General features: G+C 65.3%; 12 protein-coding genes. 11 read left to right on the forward strand and 1 reads right to left on the reverse strand.

Features of this window, described 5'->3' with window-relative positions:
- The gene (locus APZ15_RS41100; RefSeq protein ID WP_138143396.1) at positions 1 to 162 is read left to right on the forward strand and encodes a transglycosylase SLT domain-containing protein; all 162 of its coding nucleotides are present in this window, start codon (positions 1 to 3) and stop codon (positions 160 to 162) included.
- A 151-nt stretch (positions 163 to 313) separates the two neighbouring features.
- Here the strand turns inward: APZ15_RS41100 and APZ15_RS22540 are convergent, their stop codons facing one another.
- On the reverse strand, positions 314 to 1,111 hold the full coding sequence (locus tag APZ15_RS22540; protein ID WP_027790598.1) for a GNAT family N-acetyltransferase: 798 nt from the start codon (positions 1,109 to 1,111) through the stop codon (positions 314 to 316).
- Between the two features lie 281 nt (positions 1,112 to 1,392).
- On the opposite strand from APZ15_RS22540, the gene APZ15_RS22545 reads away from it, so the two are divergent.
- The 10 genes from APZ15_RS22545 to APZ15_RS22615 all read left to right on the forward strand — a co-directional run bounded on the left by APZ15_RS22545 (position 1,393) and on the right by APZ15_RS22615 (position 18,590).
- Positions 1,393 to 1,698: an NIPSNAP family protein gene (locus tag APZ15_RS22545; protein ID WP_027790597.1), complete on the forward strand. Its 306-nt coding sequence runs from the start codon at positions 1,393 to 1,395 to the stop codon at positions 1,696 to 1,698.
- A 312-nt stretch (positions 1,699 to 2,010) separates the two neighbouring features.
- Entirely contained in the window at positions 2,011 to 2,661 is a 651-nt protein-coding gene (locus APZ15_RS22550; RefSeq protein WP_027790596.1) for an NADPH-dependent FMN reductase, read from the forward strand.
- A 235-nt stretch (positions 2,662 to 2,896) separates the two neighbouring features.
- Positions 2,897 to 3,115, forward strand: coding sequence for a hypothetical protein (locus APZ15_RS22555; protein ID WP_021157097.1), 219 nt, complete (start codon positions 2,897 to 2,899; stop codon positions 3,113 to 3,115).
- Between the two features lie 95 nt (positions 3,116 to 3,210).
- A complete protein-coding gene (locus APZ15_RS22560; RefSeq protein ID WP_027790595.1) occupies positions 3,211 to 4,113 on the forward strand; it encodes a hypothetical protein in 903 nt (300 codons plus the stop codon).
- A gap of 1,213 nt (positions 4,114 to 5,326) precedes the next feature.
- Positions 5,327 to 13,423, forward strand: a complete 8,097-nt coding sequence (locus APZ15_RS41105; RefSeq protein WP_099318710.1) for an ESPR-type extended signal peptide-containing protein — start codon at positions 5,327 to 5,329, stop codon at positions 13,421 to 13,423.
- A gap of 124 nt (positions 13,424 to 13,547) precedes the next feature.
- Positions 13,548 to 14,210 carry an OmpA family protein gene (locus APZ15_RS22595; RefSeq protein ID WP_027790590.1) on the forward strand — a complete coding sequence of 221 codons (663 nt, stop codon included), beginning with the start codon at positions 13,548 to 13,550 and terminating at the stop codon, positions 14,208 to 14,210.
- 404 nt (positions 14,211 to 14,614) lie between these two features.
- Positions 14,615 to 15,760, forward strand: coding sequence for a DUF2827 domain-containing protein (locus tag APZ15_RS22600; RefSeq protein ID WP_027790589.1), 1,146 nt, complete (start codon positions 14,615 to 14,617; stop codon positions 15,758 to 15,760).
- A gap of 14 nt (positions 15,761 to 15,774) precedes the next feature.
- Positions 15,775 to 16,929, forward strand: coding sequence for a DUF2827 domain-containing protein (locus APZ15_RS22605; RefSeq protein WP_027790588.1), 1,155 nt, complete (start codon positions 15,775 to 15,777; stop codon positions 16,927 to 16,929).
- Between the two features lie 26 nt (positions 16,930 to 16,955).
- A complete protein-coding gene (locus APZ15_RS22610) occupies positions 16,956 to 17,423 on the forward strand; it encodes a DUF4019 domain-containing protein (RefSeq protein ID WP_027790587.1) in 468 nt (155 codons plus the stop codon).
- 30 nt (positions 17,424 to 17,453) lie between these two features.
- Complete coding sequence (locus APZ15_RS22615) at positions 17,454 to 18,590, forward strand: DUF2827 family protein (protein ID WP_027790586.1); 1,137 nt, start codon at positions 17,454 to 17,456, stop codon at positions 18,588 to 18,590.
- Positions 18,591 to 18,594 lie beyond the last annotated feature (4 nt).

An 18,594-nucleotide genomic window follows, 5' to 3' on the forward strand; every position in this document is an offset into this window, starting at 1 on the left:
ATGGTGCGGCCGAGCCGGGCTTCGATCGCCGCGCAGCCAGTGTGCGCCGGCGCACGCGGGTTGATGCAGGTGCGGCCCGCCGCCGAACGCAATCTCGTCGCGCAAGTGAAGAACCTGTCCGATCCGGCCACCAACGTGCGGATCGGTGCGGCCATCTCATGAAGGTGCGCGTCAGGACATAAAAAGCGCGTAAACGTCCGTTTCGCCGCGGCGCGGCGGGGGTGTCTCGAGGGCCGTACACGAGCGGGAGCGCCACACTCCGCTCATCCGGCGTTTACGCGGCAAAACAGGAGCAGGAACCGGAGCACGGCGTTCAGCCGAAGGTGTAGCGCCCGTGCTGGCGCGGGCGCCACGGCGACGAGCGGCAACTCGCGGCACCGGCCGCGCGTCGCGCCGCCCAGCCTGGGCCACGCCGCACGTACCGATCGCGCCGGACCACCGCGGCCACGCGCGACGGCAACGCATGAGCAACACGCCGCACGGCCGCCATGCGCGCGGCCATTCGCGACGCCGGCGATGCCGACGACACCCGGCGCACGACATGCGCGACGGGCCGCTTGCAGAGGATCGCGCTGTCGTAGCGCTTGCCGTCGAAGCGCATCACGTCGACGACGTCGAAACCCTGCGAGCCGTAGAACGCGAGCAGGTGCGAAGCGGGATGCGGCGTGTCAAGCGCGAGCAGCGTGTAGCCGCGCAACGCGGCCCACCGCTCGGCGAACGACAGCAGCAACGCGCCGATCCCGCGGCTCTGGCAATCCGGGTCCACCGCCACCTGCCGCACGCTCGCGACGCCTTCGCGCCGGTACAGCGGGCAGGCCGACGACGGATCGGTCGCATACAGCGTGGCCGTGCCGATCACGCGCCCGCCGCACACGGCGACGTAGCACTCGCCCGCTTCCGCGCGACGGCGCGTGACGGCCTCATCCTGGTCGACACACGTACAGTTGAGCCCCATCGCGCCGAGCCGCGCGAACGCGCGATGCAGCATCGGCGTGAGTTGGGCATAGCTGTCGAAGGCCGGATCGAAACGCCGCACGATCACCCGGTCGGCGCACGCGGAAGGCGGCGCGGCAGGCGTGTGTCCGGCGATCGCGTTCCAGGGTATCGACATTGCCATGCTCCGTGGTTGGGATGCCCGAAGTCTATGAGCGCGCCGATGGCCCCCGCAAGAAAAAATGTCGTAAAAGTTTGGGGACGTGCGTGCGGGAGAAACGGTCGCGACGGTGCACGCCGCGGCGTCGCGTGCGTCATTGCGAACGCATGACGGCACACCGATCGTTGCGCACGCAAGCAATGCATCGAGCGCGACGGCGTCGATCGCCGGCGCGCGCCGTTGACACATGCTGCAGCGCCATCCACACTCGCCGGATCCTTTCCGCTCCAGGCGCGCCCATGATCACCTGCTTCCTTCGCTACGTCATCGATCCGTACAAGCTCGACCAGTTCGAAACCTACGGCAAGATGTGGATTCCGCTCGTCGAGCAGTTCGGCGGCACGCATCACGGCTACTTCCTGCCGTCCGAAGGGGCAAACAACATTGCGCTCGCGATGTTCTCGTTCCCGAGCCTCGCCGAATACGAGCGCTACCGCGAACGCTCGATGGACGATCCGGCCTGCCAGGCCGCGTTCCACTACGCCGAGGAAACGCGCTGCATCGTCAGCTACGAGCGCAGCTTCTTCCGGCCGGTGTTCGACTGACGGGCCACGGCCCGGTGCATCGCACCCCTTTTCCTGACCGGGACCAAAAAAAAGCCCCGCCTGCATCCGCGCGGCGGGGCCAACCCATGTCAGTAGAGACATCATGGAGGAGACGGGCCCATCTTATCGACCGCGGCCGGCCAGCCCAACCAAGCATTTCTGCTATCGATCCGTGCGGCCGCGCGCACGATTGCCCGTGCCTCCCGGCATATCGATAGAACGAAAAGTCGTTTTCAGAGTGGCGGCGGGGTCGTTACCATCTGGTTTTTAAGCCTGTGCTTAGCCGGGCAAGCCATCCCCAAGGAGCGCCCCTTGACTGCATTCGATCAACACCGCCGCCCGTTCGTCGTCGGCATTGGCGGTACCACCCGGGCAGCGTCGTCGACCGAACGCGCGCTGTCGTTCGCGTTGCGCGGCGCGCAGGCAGCCGGCGCACGCACGCGCCTGTTCGACGGCCCGTTCCTGCATACGCTGCCGCACTACGCCCCCGAACACAAAACGCTGACCGACGCGCAGCGCGAACTGATCGACGCCGTGCGCCAGGCCGACGCGATCATCATCGCGACGCCCGGCTATCACGGCGGCGTCTCCGGCCTCGTGAAGAACGCGCTCGATACGCTCGAGGAACTGCGTGCGGACGATCGGCCCTATCTCGACGGACGCGCGGTCGGCCTGATCGTCACCGCGTACGGCTGGCAGGCGGCGGGCACCGTGCTGACGTCGCTGCGTTCGATCGTGCATGCGCTGCGCGGCTGGCCGACGCCGTTCGGCGCGACCGTGAACACGCTCGAAACGCGCTTCGACAGCGCCGACAGCTGCTCGGATCCGAAGGTCGTCGCCCAGCTCGAGACGGTCGGCACGCAAGCGGCCGAGTTCGCGCTCGCGTTCGCGTCGCATCGCGCGGCCTCGCATGCGGCGTCGGTCGATGCGCTCGCGCCTGTGCTGAAGATCGCCAACCAGTAATTTCCCCGCCTTTCACCGCCCGCGCCCGGACGATCCCGTTCGCCGGCGCGGGCGGTGCACATTCGGACGAACGGCCGCGCGCCGTGCACGCCGACGCTGCCCCCGGTTGCCCTTTCCCCGTACCCCGCGCCGATAACGATTCGGCCCGTCGCGTGATTTGCATTGGCCGAAAGATTGGTTCACGCGGCCGGCGGGTTTTCGTACGCTGAACATCCGAACTCTCTCCGCGCACGCCATGAACCGTACGATCCGCTACAAGGGCTACGAAGTCGCCCCCGCTGCCGCCCGGTTGCCGAACGGGCTGTTCGCCGCCAACCTGACGATCGCGAAGGCAAGCAGCGGCCCGTCGCCGCGCTCCGTCTCGTTCGACGCGATCGATTTCTTCTTCGAGGAAGAACACGCGCTTGCCTACGCGTCCCGCTGGGGCCGCCTCTGGGTCGACACGCACGCGTGACGCACGCCTGGCCGGCGTGCGCATGGCCGCTCGAAAATACGCAATTACGGAAGCTATGCAAGAATCTTTCGATCCGTAATCGCACAACAATAGCCATGAGTGACACGCTGCAGGAACAGCACGCAGCCGCAGATCACGCAATGCGCAACTGGACCTTCGAGAGGCAAGGTCCGGTCCGGATCGGTTCCGATGCGCACATGCAGATGTTCTGCCGCATGCTGCTCGACACACACAACCCGTACAAGCCGGCGGTCATCGACTGGCCGGCGCTCAAGCCCGCCGAGCTCAAGCGGCTCACGTCGCTGCCGATCTGGGACATCGCGGTGCAAACCGAAGGTCGTGCATCGATCCGCGTCGCGACCTATGCGGCGACGGTCGGCGATCCGCTGCTGCACCGCGCGCTCGAGATGGACGGCGGCGAGGAAGCGCGCCACAAGGTCGTGCTGTCGAAGCTCGTCGAGGCATACGGCATCCGGCTCGCCCCCGAGCCACCCTATCCGGCGCCGAAGGATCCCGAGTGGTCGTGGATGGTCACGGGCTTCAGCGAATGCATCGACAGCTTCTTCGCGTTCGGCCTGTTCCGTTCCGCGCAGCGCTCCGGTTATTTCCCGCCCGAACTCGTCGACACCTTCGAGCCCGTGATCCAGGAAGAAGGCCGCCACATCCTGTTCTTCGTGAACTGGTACGCGTGGTACTGGCGCAGCCTGCCGTGGTGGCGCCGGCCCTGGTTCTTCGCGCGGGTCGCGGCCGTGTGGGTGCATTTGATCCGCGAGCGCATCGGCATCGCGCGCGGGATCGACGCCGACGGCGTCGCGCGCGACGCGAACTTCCCGGCGACGAACACCGCCGACATCGGCGAAGCGCTCAAGCCGCGCGAGCTGATCGAACTGTGTCTCGCCGAGAACGATCGGCGGATGGCCGGTTACGACAAGCGCCTGCTGCGCCCGTTGTTCGTGCCGCGTATGGCACGGCTCGCGCTGCGGTTTCTCAAGAAGTAAGGCAACCGCTCCGGGCAAGGGCCCGGTTGCCCGGTCGAGCATCCTGGCAACCGGGCCTCGGCCATCATCACGTCCGGGCCGGCTGCATGCCGGCCGGAGCCGGCCGGTGGCAATCGCATCGTCCGCATCCGGGCGCGCAGCAGCGCAATACGCTGTGATCGACGTATCCGTTCTGCTCCATGCCCCGCGTCCCGTTCACACCTCGATGCGCGTTCGTCACACTTTGCATGGCGAGCCGCATCGCTCGGGCTGCCCGGCCCGCCGCCCGCTCGACGCCGCCACATCGCCACATCGCATGCGGTGTGAAACCTCACCGGCCTGCATCCACCTGCCAGATGTGGCGCCCTCGACACATTCGCTCACGCCGTTTTTTCTTCGGCGCTTCGAGGCGCGCGGACAAATTGTCACACCCAGGATTTGACAATTCAGGGGCGTCGGCCAGCGGCTTTAACAACCTGGCGCCAGCGCGCGCAAACCGGTAGCGGGTAATGCCTCCCGGACGGGCTCGCCTCGTCGTCAAACCCCACACGAATGTCAACATCAACGAAATAGTCAATAGGACAAATTCGAAATACGAATGACGACGGCCCTGACCATCGCCCTGTAGCACTTTTTTACAAATTCGACGCGCCATCCCGCCCGGAACGCCCGTCACACGGGCCATCGCAGCGAACGAAATGCGCATATCAGCACAGCCCGACATTCTTAATTTTTAATTAAATTGATTTAAAGATAATCCAGTAAATCAATAAGAAATCGAAAACCAAATCTCGAATTAACAAATTAACGAGGTGGATATCCCATTATCGCAAAACACGCCGCCAAACATTACAGATTAGAAAGGAATGCCTCGCTCGCAAACGTTTGCTATTTCACTTTCCTTACTTTTGCTCCCAAAGCATCTGTAACCTACCGCACAAAACAAACATAACTCATTGATTTTTATAGATAAAATGAGATACGCACCGAGGGATCGCGATCCTACATTTTTCATTCTTACATCTTACAAATTCATTCCTCATTGACGCATCAAAACACGGCTTATTAACCATCCTTTAACTTTTCAAACTCGATATTTATCACTTTTTAGCAATCTGAAAAATCCTCCTCCAATAAACTCCGCCCATCAATTTTGAGATTCGCGCGAGCGCACGGAGCATTCCTCTAACAAAAGAGACCGGTGTGTGGCGTGCACATTTGGAGGTAGCAGGACATGAACCGCACATACCGCTCGATCTGGAACGAAGCCCTCGGCGCCTGGGTCGCTGCATCCGAACACGATTCGGCACGGGGCAAGCCGAACAAGTCGGCTGTCATGGTCGCAGCCGTCGCGGCCCTGGTGATCAGCCTGCCCGGACTCGCCGAGGCCAATACGATCAACACACAGCAGACCTGCCTTACGGGAAGCAACGGCGCGGTCGGCCGCGTGAACCCGGGGGGCACGCAAAACCAGGCCGGCGACGGCTCCGGTACGTACTCGGTCGTGGCCGGGTGTAACTCCAACGGCAACGGTTTCACGGGTGTCACGGTCTATGGCGCGTTCGCACAAGCAAACGGCAACGGCGCCGTCGCCATGGGCATCCAGTCATCTGCCGCCTTGTGGGGTGTGGCAACCGGCCTTGAAACGACCGCCAGCGGCATCGGCGCGACCGCCCTCGGCTTCGGCTCGACGGCAGCCGCGCTGAACTCCGTCGCAATCGGCGGCGCGGGCGGCAACGGTACGACGCCGCTGTCGCAGGCAAACTCGACCATCGCATCGGGTGCGGGCTCGATCGCAATCGGCAGCAACGCAACGAAGGGCGCGCAGTCGGCCGCTTCGGACAGCATCGCGGTCGGCGGCCAGTCATCCGTCGCATCGGCCGCCACGTCGGGGATCGCACTCGGCCGCGGCGCGACCGTCAACGGCGCGTACGGCATCGCTCAGGGCGACGGCATCGTCTCCGGCGCAACCGGCCAGAACGTCGCGATCGGTTCGTCGGGTACGACGGCCAACAGTGGTAGCGCGAACGGCGGCGCGGTGGCAATCGGCCGCGCGCAAACGGCCAGCGGCGACGGCGCGGTCGCGCTCGGCACCAGCAACTCGGCGAACGGCACGGGCGCGGTCGCGCTCGGCAACGGCAACTCGGCGAACGGCACCGGTGCGGTTGCGCTGGGCAGTGGCAACAGCGTGACGGGGACGGGTTCGGTCGGTATCGGCAGCGGCGCCAAGGCGACCTATGCGGGTTCGAGCGCAATCGGTGCCTCGTCGTATGCGGGCGGGACTTCGGCGCCTGCCTCCGCTTTCGGGAACGGGAGTTCCGCGACGGCGAACTATGCAACCGCGATCGGCGTCAACGCCAGCGCTGCCGGCGGCGGCAGCGTTGCGCTGGGCGTGGCCACTGCGAGTGCGCTCCAGAGCGTTGCAATCGGCCAGCAATCCAATGCTTCTCAAGCCGGCAACATTTCGATCGGCTCGTTTGCGACGGCCAGCGGCAACGGCAATGCGGTCGCCATGGGCTATCAATCGACCGCTTCCGCCGGCAACGCGATGGCGCTCGGCTACCTGTCGACGGCCAACGTTGCAAACTCCGTCGCCCTTGGCAACAACTCGGCGACGATTGGTGCGGCGGACACGGCGACGGGCGGCACCGGTTCGGTCAACTCCGCCACGATCGGTGGCCAGACGTTCGGTAACTTTGCAGGCGCAAGCGCCGCCAACGGCGTCGTCAGCGTGGGTACGGCGGGCAACGAGCGTCGCATCCAGAACGTCGCAGCGGGTCTCGTCACGTCGACCAGCACCGATGCGATCAACGGTAGCCAGCTCTACTCGGTCGCGAGCACGACGACGTCGAGCATCACGAGCCTGTCGACGTCGGCTTCGACCGGCCTGTCGTCGGCGAATAGCTCGATCACGTCGCTCTCGACCTCCACGTCGACGGGTCTGTCGTCGGCCAACAGCTCGATCGGCTCGCTGTCGACCGGTCTCTCGTCGACCAATAGCTCGGTCACGTCGCTGTCGTCCTCCACGTCGACGGGTCTCTCGTCGGCCAACAGCTCGATCGGTTCGCTGTCGACCGGTCTCTCGTCGACCAAGAGCTCGGTCACTTCGCTGTCGTCCTCCACGTCGACCGGCCTGTCGTCGGCCAACAGCTCGATCGGCTCGCTTTCGACCGGCCTCTCGTCGACCAATAGCTCGGTCACTTCGCTGTCGTCCTCCACGTCGACCGGCCTGTCGTCGGCCAACAGCTCGATCGGCTCGCTTTCGACCGGCCTCTCGTCGACCAATAGCTCGGTCACTTCGCTGTCGTCCTCCACGTCGACCGGTCTGTCGTCGGCTAATAGCTCGATCACGTCCCTGTCGACTTCGACCTCGACTGGCTTGTCGTCGGCCACCAGTTCGATCGGCTCGCTGTCCACCGGCCTCTCGTCGACGAACAGCTCGGTCACCTCGCTGTCGTCCTCCACGTCGACGGGTCTGTCGTCGGCTAATAGCTCGATCACGTCCCTGTCGACTTCGACCTCGACTGGCTTGTCGTCGGCCAACAGCTCGATCGGCTCGCTGTCCACCGGCCTCTCGTCGACGAACAGCTCGGTCACTTCGCTGTCGTCCTCCACGTCGACTGGCCTCTCGTCGGCTAATAGCTCGATCACGTCCCTGTCGACGTCGACCTCGACCGGTCTGTCGTCGGCCACCAGCTCGATCGGCTCGCTCTCGACCGGCCTCTCGTCGACCAATAGCTCGGTCACCTCGCTGTCGTCCTCCACGTCGACCGGCCTGTCGTCGGCTAATAGCTCGATCACGTCCCTGTCGACTTCGACCTCGACTGGCTTGTCGTCGGCCACCAGTTCGATCGGCTCGCTCTCGACCGGTCTCTCGTCGACCAACAGCTCGATCACTTCGCTGTCGACGTCGACCTCGACCGGCCTCTCGTCGGCCAACAGCTCGATCGGCTCGCTGTCCACCGGCTTGAGCACGGTCTCGACGAAGACAGACAACCTCGGTAGCAGCACGGCCTCGGCACTTGGCGGTGGCTCGACGTATGACCCGACAACCGGCAAGGTCTCGGCCCCGTCGTACACCACGTACAACGCGAACGGCACGACGTCGACCGCCAACAGCGTCGGCTCGGCAATCGACAGCATCAACAGCCAGGGCATCAAGTACTTCCACGCGAACTCGACCGGCGCCGACAGCACCGCGACGGGCACCGACGCCGTCGCCATCGGCAGCGGCGCCATCGCCAGCACGAACAATTCCGTCGCGCTGGGCGCCGGCTCGAAGGCCGACACCGCGCCCGTCGACACGAGCAGCGCAACCGTCGGCGGCGTCACGTTCGGCGGATTCGCAGGCACCAAGCCGGTTGGCACCGTTAGCGTCGGCAGCGCCAACAACGAGCGGCAAATCACCAATGTCGCCGCCGGCCAGGTAACGTCGACCAGTACCGACGCGATCAACGGTAGCCAGCTTTATTCCGTCGCCCAACAGGTCGGTACCGCGACCAGTGCCATTTCGTCGCTGTCGACTTCGACGTCGACCGGTCTGTCGTCGGCCAACAGCTCGATCACCTCGCTGTCGACTTCCACGTCGACGGGTCTGTCGTCGGCTAACAGCTCGATCACGTCGCTGTCGACCTCGACCTCGACGGGTCTGTCGTCGGCTAACAGCTCGATCACGTCGCTGTCGACCTCGACCTCGACGGGTCTGTCGTCGGCTAACAGCTCGATCACGTCGCTGTCGACCTCGACCTCGACGGGCTTGTCGTCGGCCAACAGCTCGATCACGTCGTTGTCGACTTCGACCTCGACGGGTCTGTCGTCGGCTAACAGCTCGATCACGTCCCTGTCGACTTCGACCTCGACCGGTTTGTCGTCGGCTAACAGCTCGATCACTTCGCTGTCGACTTCGACCTCGACGGGTCTGTCCTCGGCTAACAGCTCGATCACCTCGCTGTCGACGTCGACCTCGACCGGCCTCTCGTCGGCCAACAGCTCGATCACTTCGTTGTCGACTTCGACCTCGACGGGCCTGTCGTCGGCCAACAGCTCGATCACGTCGCTGTCGACCTCGACCTCGACGGGTCTGTCGTCGGCTAACAGCTCGATCACTTCGCTGTCGACCTCGACCTCGACCGGTCTGTCGTCGGCTAACAGCTCGATCACTTCGCTGTCGACCTCGACCTCGACCGGTCTGTCGTCCGCGAATAGCTCGATCACGTCGCTGTCGACTTCGACCTCGACCGGTTTGTCGTCGGCTAACAGCTCGATCACTTCGCTGTCGACTTCGACCTCGACGGGTCTGTCCTCGGCTAACAGCTCGATCACCTCGCTGTCGACGTCGACCTCGACCGGCCTCTCGTCGGCCAACAGCTCGATCACTTCGTTGTCGACTTCGACCTCGACGGGCCTGTCGTCGGCCAACAGCTCGATCACGTCGCTGTCGACCTCGACCTCGACGGGTCTGTCGTCGGCTAACAGCTCGATCACTTCGTTGTCGACCTCGACCTCGACCGGTCTGTCGTCCGCGAATAGCTCGATCGATTCGCTGTCGACCTCGACCTCGACCGGCCTCTCATCGGCCAACAGCTCGATCACCTCGCTCTCGACCTCGACGTCGACCGGTTTGTCGTCGGCTAATAGCTCGATCACCTCGCTGTCGACTTCGACCTCGACCGGCCTGTCGTCGGCTAACAGCTCGATCACTTCGCTGTCGACCTCGACCTCGACCGGTCTGTCGTCCGCGAATAGCTCGATCACGTCGCTGTCGACTTCGACCTCGACCGGTTTGTCGTCGGCTAACAGCTCGATCACTTCGCTGTCGACTTCGACCTCGACGGGTCTGTCCTCGGCTAACAGCTCGATCACCTCGCTGTCGACGTCGACCTCGACCGGCCTCTCGTCGGCCAACAGCTCGATCACTTCGTTGTCGACTTCGACCTCGACGGGCCTGTCGTCGGCCAACAGCTCGATCACGTCGCTGTCGACCTCGACCTCGACGGGTCTGTCGTCGGCTAACAGCTCGATCACTTCGTTGTCGACCTCGACCTCGACCGGTCTGTCGTCCGCGAATAGCTCGATCGATTCGCTGTCGACCTCGACCTCGACCGGCCTCTCATCGGCCAACAGCTCGATCACCTCGCTCTCGACCTCGACGTCGACCGGTTTGTCGTCGGCTAATAGCTCGATCACCTCGCTGTCGACGTCGACCTCGACCGGCCTGTCGTCGGCCAACAGCTCGATCACTTCGCTCTCGACCTCGACCTCGACCGGCCTCTCGTCGGCGAATAGCTCGATCACGTCGCTGTCGACCTCGACCTCGACGGGTCTGTCGTCGGCTAACAGCTCGATCACTTCGCTCTCGACCTCGACCTCGACCGGTCTGTCGTCCGCGAATAGCTCGATCGATTCGCTGTCGACCTCGACCTCGACGGGCCTCTCGTCGGCTAACAGCTCGATCACGTCGTTGTCGACTTCGACCTCGACGGGCCTCTCGTCGGCTAACAGCTCGATCACTTCGCTGTCGACTTCGACCTCGACGGGTCTGTCGTCGGCCAACAGCTCGATCACCTCGCTGTCGACCTCGACGTCGACCGGTTTGTCGTCGGCTAATAGCTCGATCACCTCGCTGTCCACTTCGACCTCGACCGGCCTCTCGTCGGCCAACAGCTCGATCACGTCGCTGTCCACTTCGACCTCGACCGGCCTCTCGTCGGCCAACAGCTCGATCACTTCGCTGTCGACCTCGACGTCGACCGGCCTGTCGTCGGCCAACAGCTCGATCACTTCGCTGTCGACGTCGACCTCGACCGGCTTGTCGTCGGCCACCAGTTCGATCGGCTCGCTGTCGACCGGCCTCTCGTCGACCAATAGCTCGGTCACCTCGCTGTCGTCCTCCACGTCGACCGGCCTCTCGTCGGCCAACAGCTCGATCACTTCGCTGTCGACGTCGACCTCGACTGGCTTGTCGTCGGCCACCAGCTCGATCGGCTCGCTGTCGACCGGCCTCTCGTCGACCAATAGCTCGGTCACCTCGCTGTCGACCTCCACGTCGACGGGCCTCTCGTCGGCCAACAGCTCGATCACGTCGCTGTCGACTTCGACCTCGACCGGCCTCTCCTCGGCGAATAGCTCGATCACGTCATTGTCCACGTCGACCTCGACGGGTCTGTCGTCGGCTAACAGCTCGATCACCTCGTTGTCGACCTCGACCTCGACGGGCTTGTCGTCCGCGACTAGCTCGATCGATTCGCTGTCGACTTCGACCTCGACGGGCCTGTCCTCGGCGAACAGCTCGATCGATTCGCTGTCGACCTCGACCTCGACCGGCCTGTCCTCGGCCAACAGCTCGATCACCTCGCTGTCGACTTCCACGTCGACGGGCCTCTCGTCGGCCAACAGCTCGATCACCTCGCTGTCCACGTCGACCTCGACCGGCATCACCTCGTTGTCCACCGGCCTGAGCAGCACGAACAGCTCGGTGTCGTCGCTGTCGACCTCGACCTCGACGGGCCTGTCCTCGGCGAACAGCTCGATCACCTCCCTGTCCACGTCGACCTCGACCGGCATCAGTTCGCTGTCCACTGGCCTGAGCAGCACGAACAGCTCGGTGTCGTCGCTGTCGACCTCGACTTCGACGGGCCTGTCCTCGGCGAACAGCTCGATCAGCTCGCTGTCGACTTCGACCTCGACCGCGATCAACGCCGCGAAGACGCACTACTACAGCGTCAACGACAACGGCACGCAGCAGGCCAACTATGACAACACGGGCGCCACCGGCACCAACGCACTCGCCGCCGGCGTGAACGCCAGCGCGGCAGGCGCGAGCAGCGTGGCAGTCGGCGACGGTTCGAACGCGCAGTCGGCGGGCGCGGTCGCGATCGGCCAGAACGCATCGGCCACGGGCGGCAAGGCCGTGTCGATCGGCTCCGGCAACACGGCAACCGGCGACGGCGCAGTCGCGATCGGCGACCCGAGCATCGCGACGGGCACCGGCGCGGTCGCACTGGGCGCGAACGACACGGCGACCGGCAACGGCGCAGTGGCGCTCGGCAACGCGAACACCGCAACCGGTGCCAGCGCACTCGCCCTCGGCAGCTCGAACCAGGCCACCGCGGACAACACGATCGCGCTGGGCAACCAGTCCACGGCCAGCGCCGTCGGTGCGCAGGCCTACGGCTCGAGCGCCACGGCCAGCGCCGCCAACGCGCTCGCCCTGGGTTCGAACGCCACCGCGAACGTCGCAAACTCGATCGCACTCGGCGCGAACTCGGTCACGGGTGCCGCAGTCGGCACGTCGAGCGCCACGATCGGCGGCGTCACGTACTTCTTCGCGGGCAGCTCGCCGGTCGGCGTGGTGAGCGTCGGCGCACCGGGCCAGGAACGCCAGATCACGAACGTCGCCGCCGGCCGGATCTCGGCCAGCAGCACGGACGCGATCAACGGCAGCCAGCTCAACGCGACGAACAACGCGGTCAACGCGCTGTCGACGTCCACCGCATCGAACGTCGCATCGCTGTCGACCGGCATCAACTCGCTGTCGACGGGCCTGAGCACGACGAACAGCAACGTGGCCTCGCTGTCCACGTCGACCTCGACCGCGATCAACTCGCTGTCGACCGGCCTGAGCACGACGAACAGCAACGTCAACTCGCTGTCGACGTCGACCTCGACGGGCATCGGTTCGCTGTCCACCGGCCTGAGCACGACGAACAGCAACGTGGCCTCGCTGTCGACCGGCGTGACCAACATCAACAATCAGTTGAACCAGCTGTCGACGTCGATCAACAACAACACGACGCGCGCCGCCAACAACAACGGCATCGCGGCCGACATGAACGGCAAGGGCACCGACGTCCCGACCGTCACCGCGGGTTCGAACTCGGTGGCGATCGGCGCGAATTCGAACGACGGCGGTCGCTCGAACGTGGTGTCGGTCGGCAACGACCAGCAGCAGCGCCAGATCACGAACGTCGCGCCGGGTACGCAAGGCACCGACGCGGTGAACGTGAACCAGTTGACGCAGGTGCAGACGACGCTGTCGACGGCACTGTCGGGCCAGCAGGCGCAGATCAACTCGCTGGGTTCGCAACTGCAGCAGACCGACCAGATGGCGAAGCAGGGTATCGCGGCCGTCGGCGCGATGGCGTCGATCCCGCAGCTCGATCGCGACGCCAACTTCGGGATGGGTGTGGGCACGTCGACCTTCCTCGGCCAGAAGGCGATGGCGGTCAACATGCAGGCGCGCATTACCGAGAACCTGAAGGCGTCGATCAACGGCGGTTTCAGCGGCGGTCAGAAGGTGATCGGCGCCGGCATGCTGTACCAGTGGAAGTAACGCGTCGCGCCGCCAGGCCGCCCGGCTCGCCAGCCGGACGGCTTGCGGCGGCCCCGACGGCCGGACGAGCCCGCCGCGCAACCCGTGGCGGGCTTCAGTCAACCCAAGTTTTGAGGATGTAACCGTGAACAAACTCGCTCTTGCGCTCGCACTTTCTGCTACGGCCCTCGCCGCGTGCTCGACCGCATCCGGCCCGACCTTCAGCGCCTCCGAACTGCAGCCGCGCGACGGCGTGCGCACCTTCCAGGTGGACTGCCACGGCCTGCTGTCGGGCCCGGAGACCTGCATGAAGGCCGCCCGCAAGATCTGCGGCGAAGAGCCCGTGCGCGCCGTCGATTCGGCCCGCGCGCTGCGCGACAAGTCCGATCCCGCAACGCTCGTGTTCCAGTGCGGCGCGGCGCCGGCCCAAGCGGCGCAGGCCGCCGCGCCGGCGACAGCCGTCGTCGAACAGGTCAACCTGTCGGGCGACGCGCTGTTCGCCACCGACCACGCGACGCTCGCCCCGACCGCGCGCGAATCGCTCGACCGGTTGCTGAGCGAGCGCGCCGACCACACGTACTCGCAGGTGAGCGTCACCGGCTTTACGGATTCGGTGGGCAGCGACGACTACAATCTCGCGCTGTCGAAGCGCCGCGCCGAATCCGTCGCGGCCTATCTGAAGGCACACGGCGTGAAGACCGATTCGCTGACGGTCTCGGGTCGCGGCAAGGCCGACCCGGTCGCGTCGAACGCGACGCCCGAAGGCCGCGCCAGCAACCGCCGCGTCGAAATCCGCCTGCAGCACTGAGCGGGCCGCCGCCGCGCGCGGCGCCCCGATCCGGCCGGCCGTCAGCGCCGCGCCGGACCCGCACCCGCCCCCCGCCGGACGCCCCCGGGCGCCGCTTCGCCGGCGCCCTGCTCGCATTGACCGGCGGCTATGTCAAAGTTCGTCACGTCCCGCCAAAACCGGCGGTTTCCGTGCCACAATCGCCGCAGACAGTCGCCGGGGCAACCTGTCCGAATCACGCGCCGTGCCAGGCGTGCCCGATGACACGCCGGAAACCGGCTGCCGCCCTCGCGAACCAGGTCGCCCGATTCGCCCGCCGCGGCGCACCGGCGCAAATGCAACCATGACAATCCACGGCGCGCCGCTTCCGGGCCAGACGCTCGACGCGATGCCCGGACGCACGACGCCGCAGAGGAAACCAACCGGTGACGGACATCAATGAAGCCGCCTCGGGCGGCACCCGCAAGCAACGGCCGGCGGTCGGCATCTCGCTGTTTGCGCGCGACGGCCAGGCGATCTGGGAAAACGGCATCCACCAGAACATCGCGTTCCTCGCGATGATGCTCAAGCGCTCGGATCGCGTCGGCCCGGTCTACTTCCTGAACGGCGGCGACGCCAACGCGCTGCCGGCCGGCCTCGAACTCGACGGCCTCGACATCCCGCTCGTGAAACCCTCCGACGTCACGCACGAACTCGACGTCGTGATCGAAATGGGCGCGCAGCTGCCGGTGGAGTGGCTCCGACACATGAAGGCGCTCGGCAAGAAAATCGCCGCGTTCTTCTGCGGGCACGTGTACGCCGGCCTGTGCGAAACCCCGATCTTCGGGAAACCGTCGGGACACGTCTTCAACAGCGCGCCGTTCGACGAAGTCTGGCTGCTGCCGCAATACGACAAGACCGCGGCGCCTATGCTGCGGACCATCCTGCGCGCGCCCGTCCATCTGATGCCGCACATCTGGTCGCCGTACTTCCTCGATCGGCGCATCGCCGCGCTCGCCGCGGAAGGCGCGACGTTCGGCTATCGGCCCGGCCGCCGCCCGTGGTACCTCGCGATGCTCGAGCCGAACATCTCGGTCGCCAAGTCCTGCCACTATCCGATGCTCGCGTGCGACGCGTTCTACCGTGCGCGTCCGGACGCGGTTCAGCACATGTTCGTCGTGAACTCGTTGCACATGAAGGAGCATCCGACCTTCGTGCACTTCGCGAACAGCCTCGATCTCGTGCGCCAGCACAAGGCGACCTTCGAGCCGCGCCTCGACCTGCCGGGCTTCATGGCGCGCCACGCGGATGCGGTCGTGTCGCACCACTGGGAAAACGGGCAGAACTATCTGTATTACGACGTGCTGTACGGCGGTTATCCGCTGATCCATAACTCGACGCTGATCGGCGACGCCGGTTATTACTACCCGGACTTCGATTCCGCCGCGGGCGGCCGTGCGCTGCTCGACGCGTGGCTGCATCACGACGAACGCCTCGACGACTACCGCGCGAAGGCCGGCCGGCTGCTACAGTCGGTCTCGATCGACAACCCCGCGAACCTCGACGCGTTCGTCTCGCGTCTGGTCGCCTGAACCGGAGAATACGCATGTCGGACTCCAATGCCCGTCAAGCGCCCGGCGAGGGCAAGCGTCTCGTCGTCGGCGTGTCGCTGTTCGTGCGCGGCGCCGGCCAGTCGCTGTGGGAAAACGGCATTTTCCAGAACTGCCTGCTGCTGATCCTGCTGCTGCGCCAGTCGCCGCTCGTCGCGGAAGCCGTGATGGTGAACGGCGGCGAACAGGTCGCCGATCCGCAGATGATGCTCGGCGAATGGGACGTGCCGCTCCTGTCGATGGACGAAGCACTGCAGCGCTGCGACGTGCTGATCGAAATGAGCGCGCAGTTCGGCGCGGATTACCTGCGCGCGTTCCGCGAGCGCGGCGGCAAGGTCGTCACGATGCGGGTCGGCAACGACTACGTGATCGACATCGAGCGCGCGATGTTCAACAAGCCGTCGGGTTTCCTGTTCTCGGGCGCGCCGTACGATGCCGTGTGGACGATTCCCGAATTCGAGCGCTCGTGCCTGCACTATTACCAGACGGGCCTGCGCGCGCCCGTCACGATCGTTCCGCACATCTGGCACCCGATGCTGTTCGACAAGGCGCGCGCGACGCTCGGTGCCGGGCTGTCGTTCGGCTATGAGCCCGGCAAGCCGCGCTGGCGCGTGACGATGTTCGAGCCGAACATCTGCATGGTGAAGACGAGCGTCATCCCGATGCTGGTGACCGAGGAGGCGTATCGCGCGAAGCCCGATTTCCTCGAGTTCGTGCGCGTATGCAACACGCTGCACCTGAAGGAACATGCGACGTTCGTCCATTTCGCGAAGAGCCTCGACATCGTGAACCACGGAGTCACGACGTTCGAGAGCCGCTACGCGGTGTACGAGTTCATGGCCGCATTCGGCGACGCGGTGGTGTCGCACACGTGGGAAAACGCGCAGAACTACCTGTACTACGAGCTGCTGTACGGCGACTACCCGCTGATCCACAACTCGCCGTTCCTCGGCAAGGCCGGGTATTTCTATCCGGACTTCGACTGCCAGGCCGGCGGCCGCGCGTTGCTGAAGGCGTTCGCCGAGCACGACGCGAACCTGGAAGCGTACCGCGAGCAGTCGAAGCACGTGCTCAGCTCCGTGAGCATCTACAACCCCGAGAACGTCGCCGCCTATACGGACGCGATCGCCACCCTCTATCGCGACGCGTGACGCACCGCCCTTTTCCTGACTCGGACATGACCGCACGCACGCCCCTCACCCGCGCCAAATGGCTGATCGGCTGCGCCGTCGCATCGATCGCGATCGGCGCGCATGCGCAAGCCGACGGCGAATCGGCCGACGCGCTGCTCCGCGACTCGGACGCCGTGTTCAAGCAGCTCGACGCCGGCCAGTACAACGCCGTGTGGACCGATGCCGCCGCGTTCGTGAAGGCGCGCATCAAGCAGGACCAGTTCGCGTCGGACATGCAGCGCGCGCGCCAGTCGGTCGGCGCGGTGCGTCATCGCGGCTGGGCGCAGATCACGCGCATCCGCTACACCAACGCGTCGACGACACCCGACGGGCTCTACGCGAACGTCGATTACGCGACGACGCTGACGAGCGGCGCGACCATGTTCGAGAAGCTGAGCTTTCGCCGCGAGGATGACGGCCACTGGCGCCTGACCGGCTATGTGCCGCGCTCGTCGCAAAACTACACGCCGTAACCCGAGCAACGCCCGCACCACGGAGCCGTCATGAAACTCAATGTCGCGATAACGATGAACGTGCAGCGCGACTCGACGCAGTCGATCTGGTACAACGGCGCGAATCAGCACTGCGTGTACCTGTACATGCTGCTGAAGCAGTCGCCGCTGATCGGCGAGGTCTGGCTCGCGCACGACGAAGGCGTGACCGAGTATCCGCAGGCGCTGATGATGGACGCGTTCGGCGACGCGCTGCGGCCGCTGTCCGCCGTCGTCCACCAGACCGACCTGCTGATCGAGATGAACGCGTTCGTCGACTCGACGCACACCGACGCCGTGCGCCGACGCGGCGGCAAGTGCGTGTCGTACCGCTTCGGCAACGACTACGTGATCGCCGTCGAGACGATCAACTTCGAGAAGAACTCGTGGCGGCCGAACCCGCACCGCGTGCAGTTCGACGAGATCTGGACCAACCCGCAGCACATGCACACGTGCGCCGCGTATTTCCAGGCCGTGTACCGCGCGCCGGTGATCGAGCTGCCGCACATCTGGTCGCCGTATTTCATCGAGCGCAGCCTCGACGCCGATCCCGAACTGAAGGCGCGCTTCGGTTATCGAAACCACGGCCCCGCGAAACGCATCGCGTTCTTCGAGCCGAACCTGAACGTCGTGAAAAGCTCGATCGTGCCGATGCTCGCCGCCAACGCGTGCTACGTCGAGCATCCGGAACTCGTCGAGCACGTGTACATGACCAACACGTTCGACAAGAAGGAAAACGTCGCCTTCAAGCATCTCGCGCTCGGGCTCGAGATGGTGCGCGACGGCAAGGCGACCGCCGACGTGCGCGCGCCGTTCGTCGCGTGGGCCGCGCATCACACCGACATCGTCGTGTCCCACCACTGGGAAAACGGCCTCAACTACCTGCTGTACGACGCGCTGTACGGCAACTACCCGCTCGTGCACAACTCGCCGTTCCTGCGCGACGTCGGCTATTACTATCCGGACTTCGAGATCTTCGACGCCGCGCGTGCGATCGCGACCGCCGCGCAGACGCACGACGCACGGCTCGACGAATACGCCGCCGCGGCACGCCGCTGCCTGCACCAGGTCGACACGCTCGCCGCGCACAACGTCCACGCGTATTCCGCGCAGATCCAGCACCTGTTCGCCGGCCGCGCACTCGGCTGACCTC

The organism is Burkholderia cepacia ATCC 25416, assembly GCF_001411495.1.
Taxonomy (GTDB): Bacteria; Pseudomonadota; Gammaproteobacteria; order Burkholderiales; family Burkholderiaceae; genus Burkholderia; species Burkholderia cepacia.

Coding starts and splice junctions, on each gene's coding strand:
- APZ15_RS22610 (WP_027790587.1), top strand. CDS start 16,956: ATGACCGCACGCACGCCCCTCACCCGCGCCAAATGGCTGATCGGCTGC.
- APZ15_RS22560 (WP_027790595.1), top strand. CDS start 3,211: ATGAGTGACACGCTGCAGGAACAGCACGCAGCCGCAGATCACGCAATG.
- APZ15_RS41105 (WP_099318710.1), top strand. CDS start 5,327: ATGAACCGCACATACCGCTCGATCTGGAACGAAGCCCTCGGCGCCTGG.
- APZ15_RS22615 (WP_027790586.1), top strand. CDS start 17,454: ATGAAACTCAATGTCGCGATAACGATGAACGTGCAGCGCGACTCGACG.
- APZ15_RS22540 (WP_027790598.1), bottom strand. CDS start 1,111: ATGTCGATACCCTGGAACGCGATCGCCGGACACACGCCTGCCGCGCCG.
- APZ15_RS22555 (WP_021157097.1), top strand. CDS start 2,897: ATGAACCGTACGATCCGCTACAAGGGCTACGAAGTCGCCCCCGCTGCC.
- APZ15_RS22605 (WP_027790588.1), top strand. CDS start 15,775: ATGTCGGACTCCAATGCCCGTCAAGCGCCCGGCGAGGGCAAGCGTCTC.
- APZ15_RS41100 (WP_138143396.1), top strand. CDS start 1: ATGGTGCGGCCGAGCCGGGCTTCGATCGCCGCGCAGCCAGTGTGCGCC.
- APZ15_RS22545 (WP_027790597.1), top strand. CDS start 1,393: ATGATCACCTGCTTCCTTCGCTACGTCATCGATCCGTACAAGCTCGAC.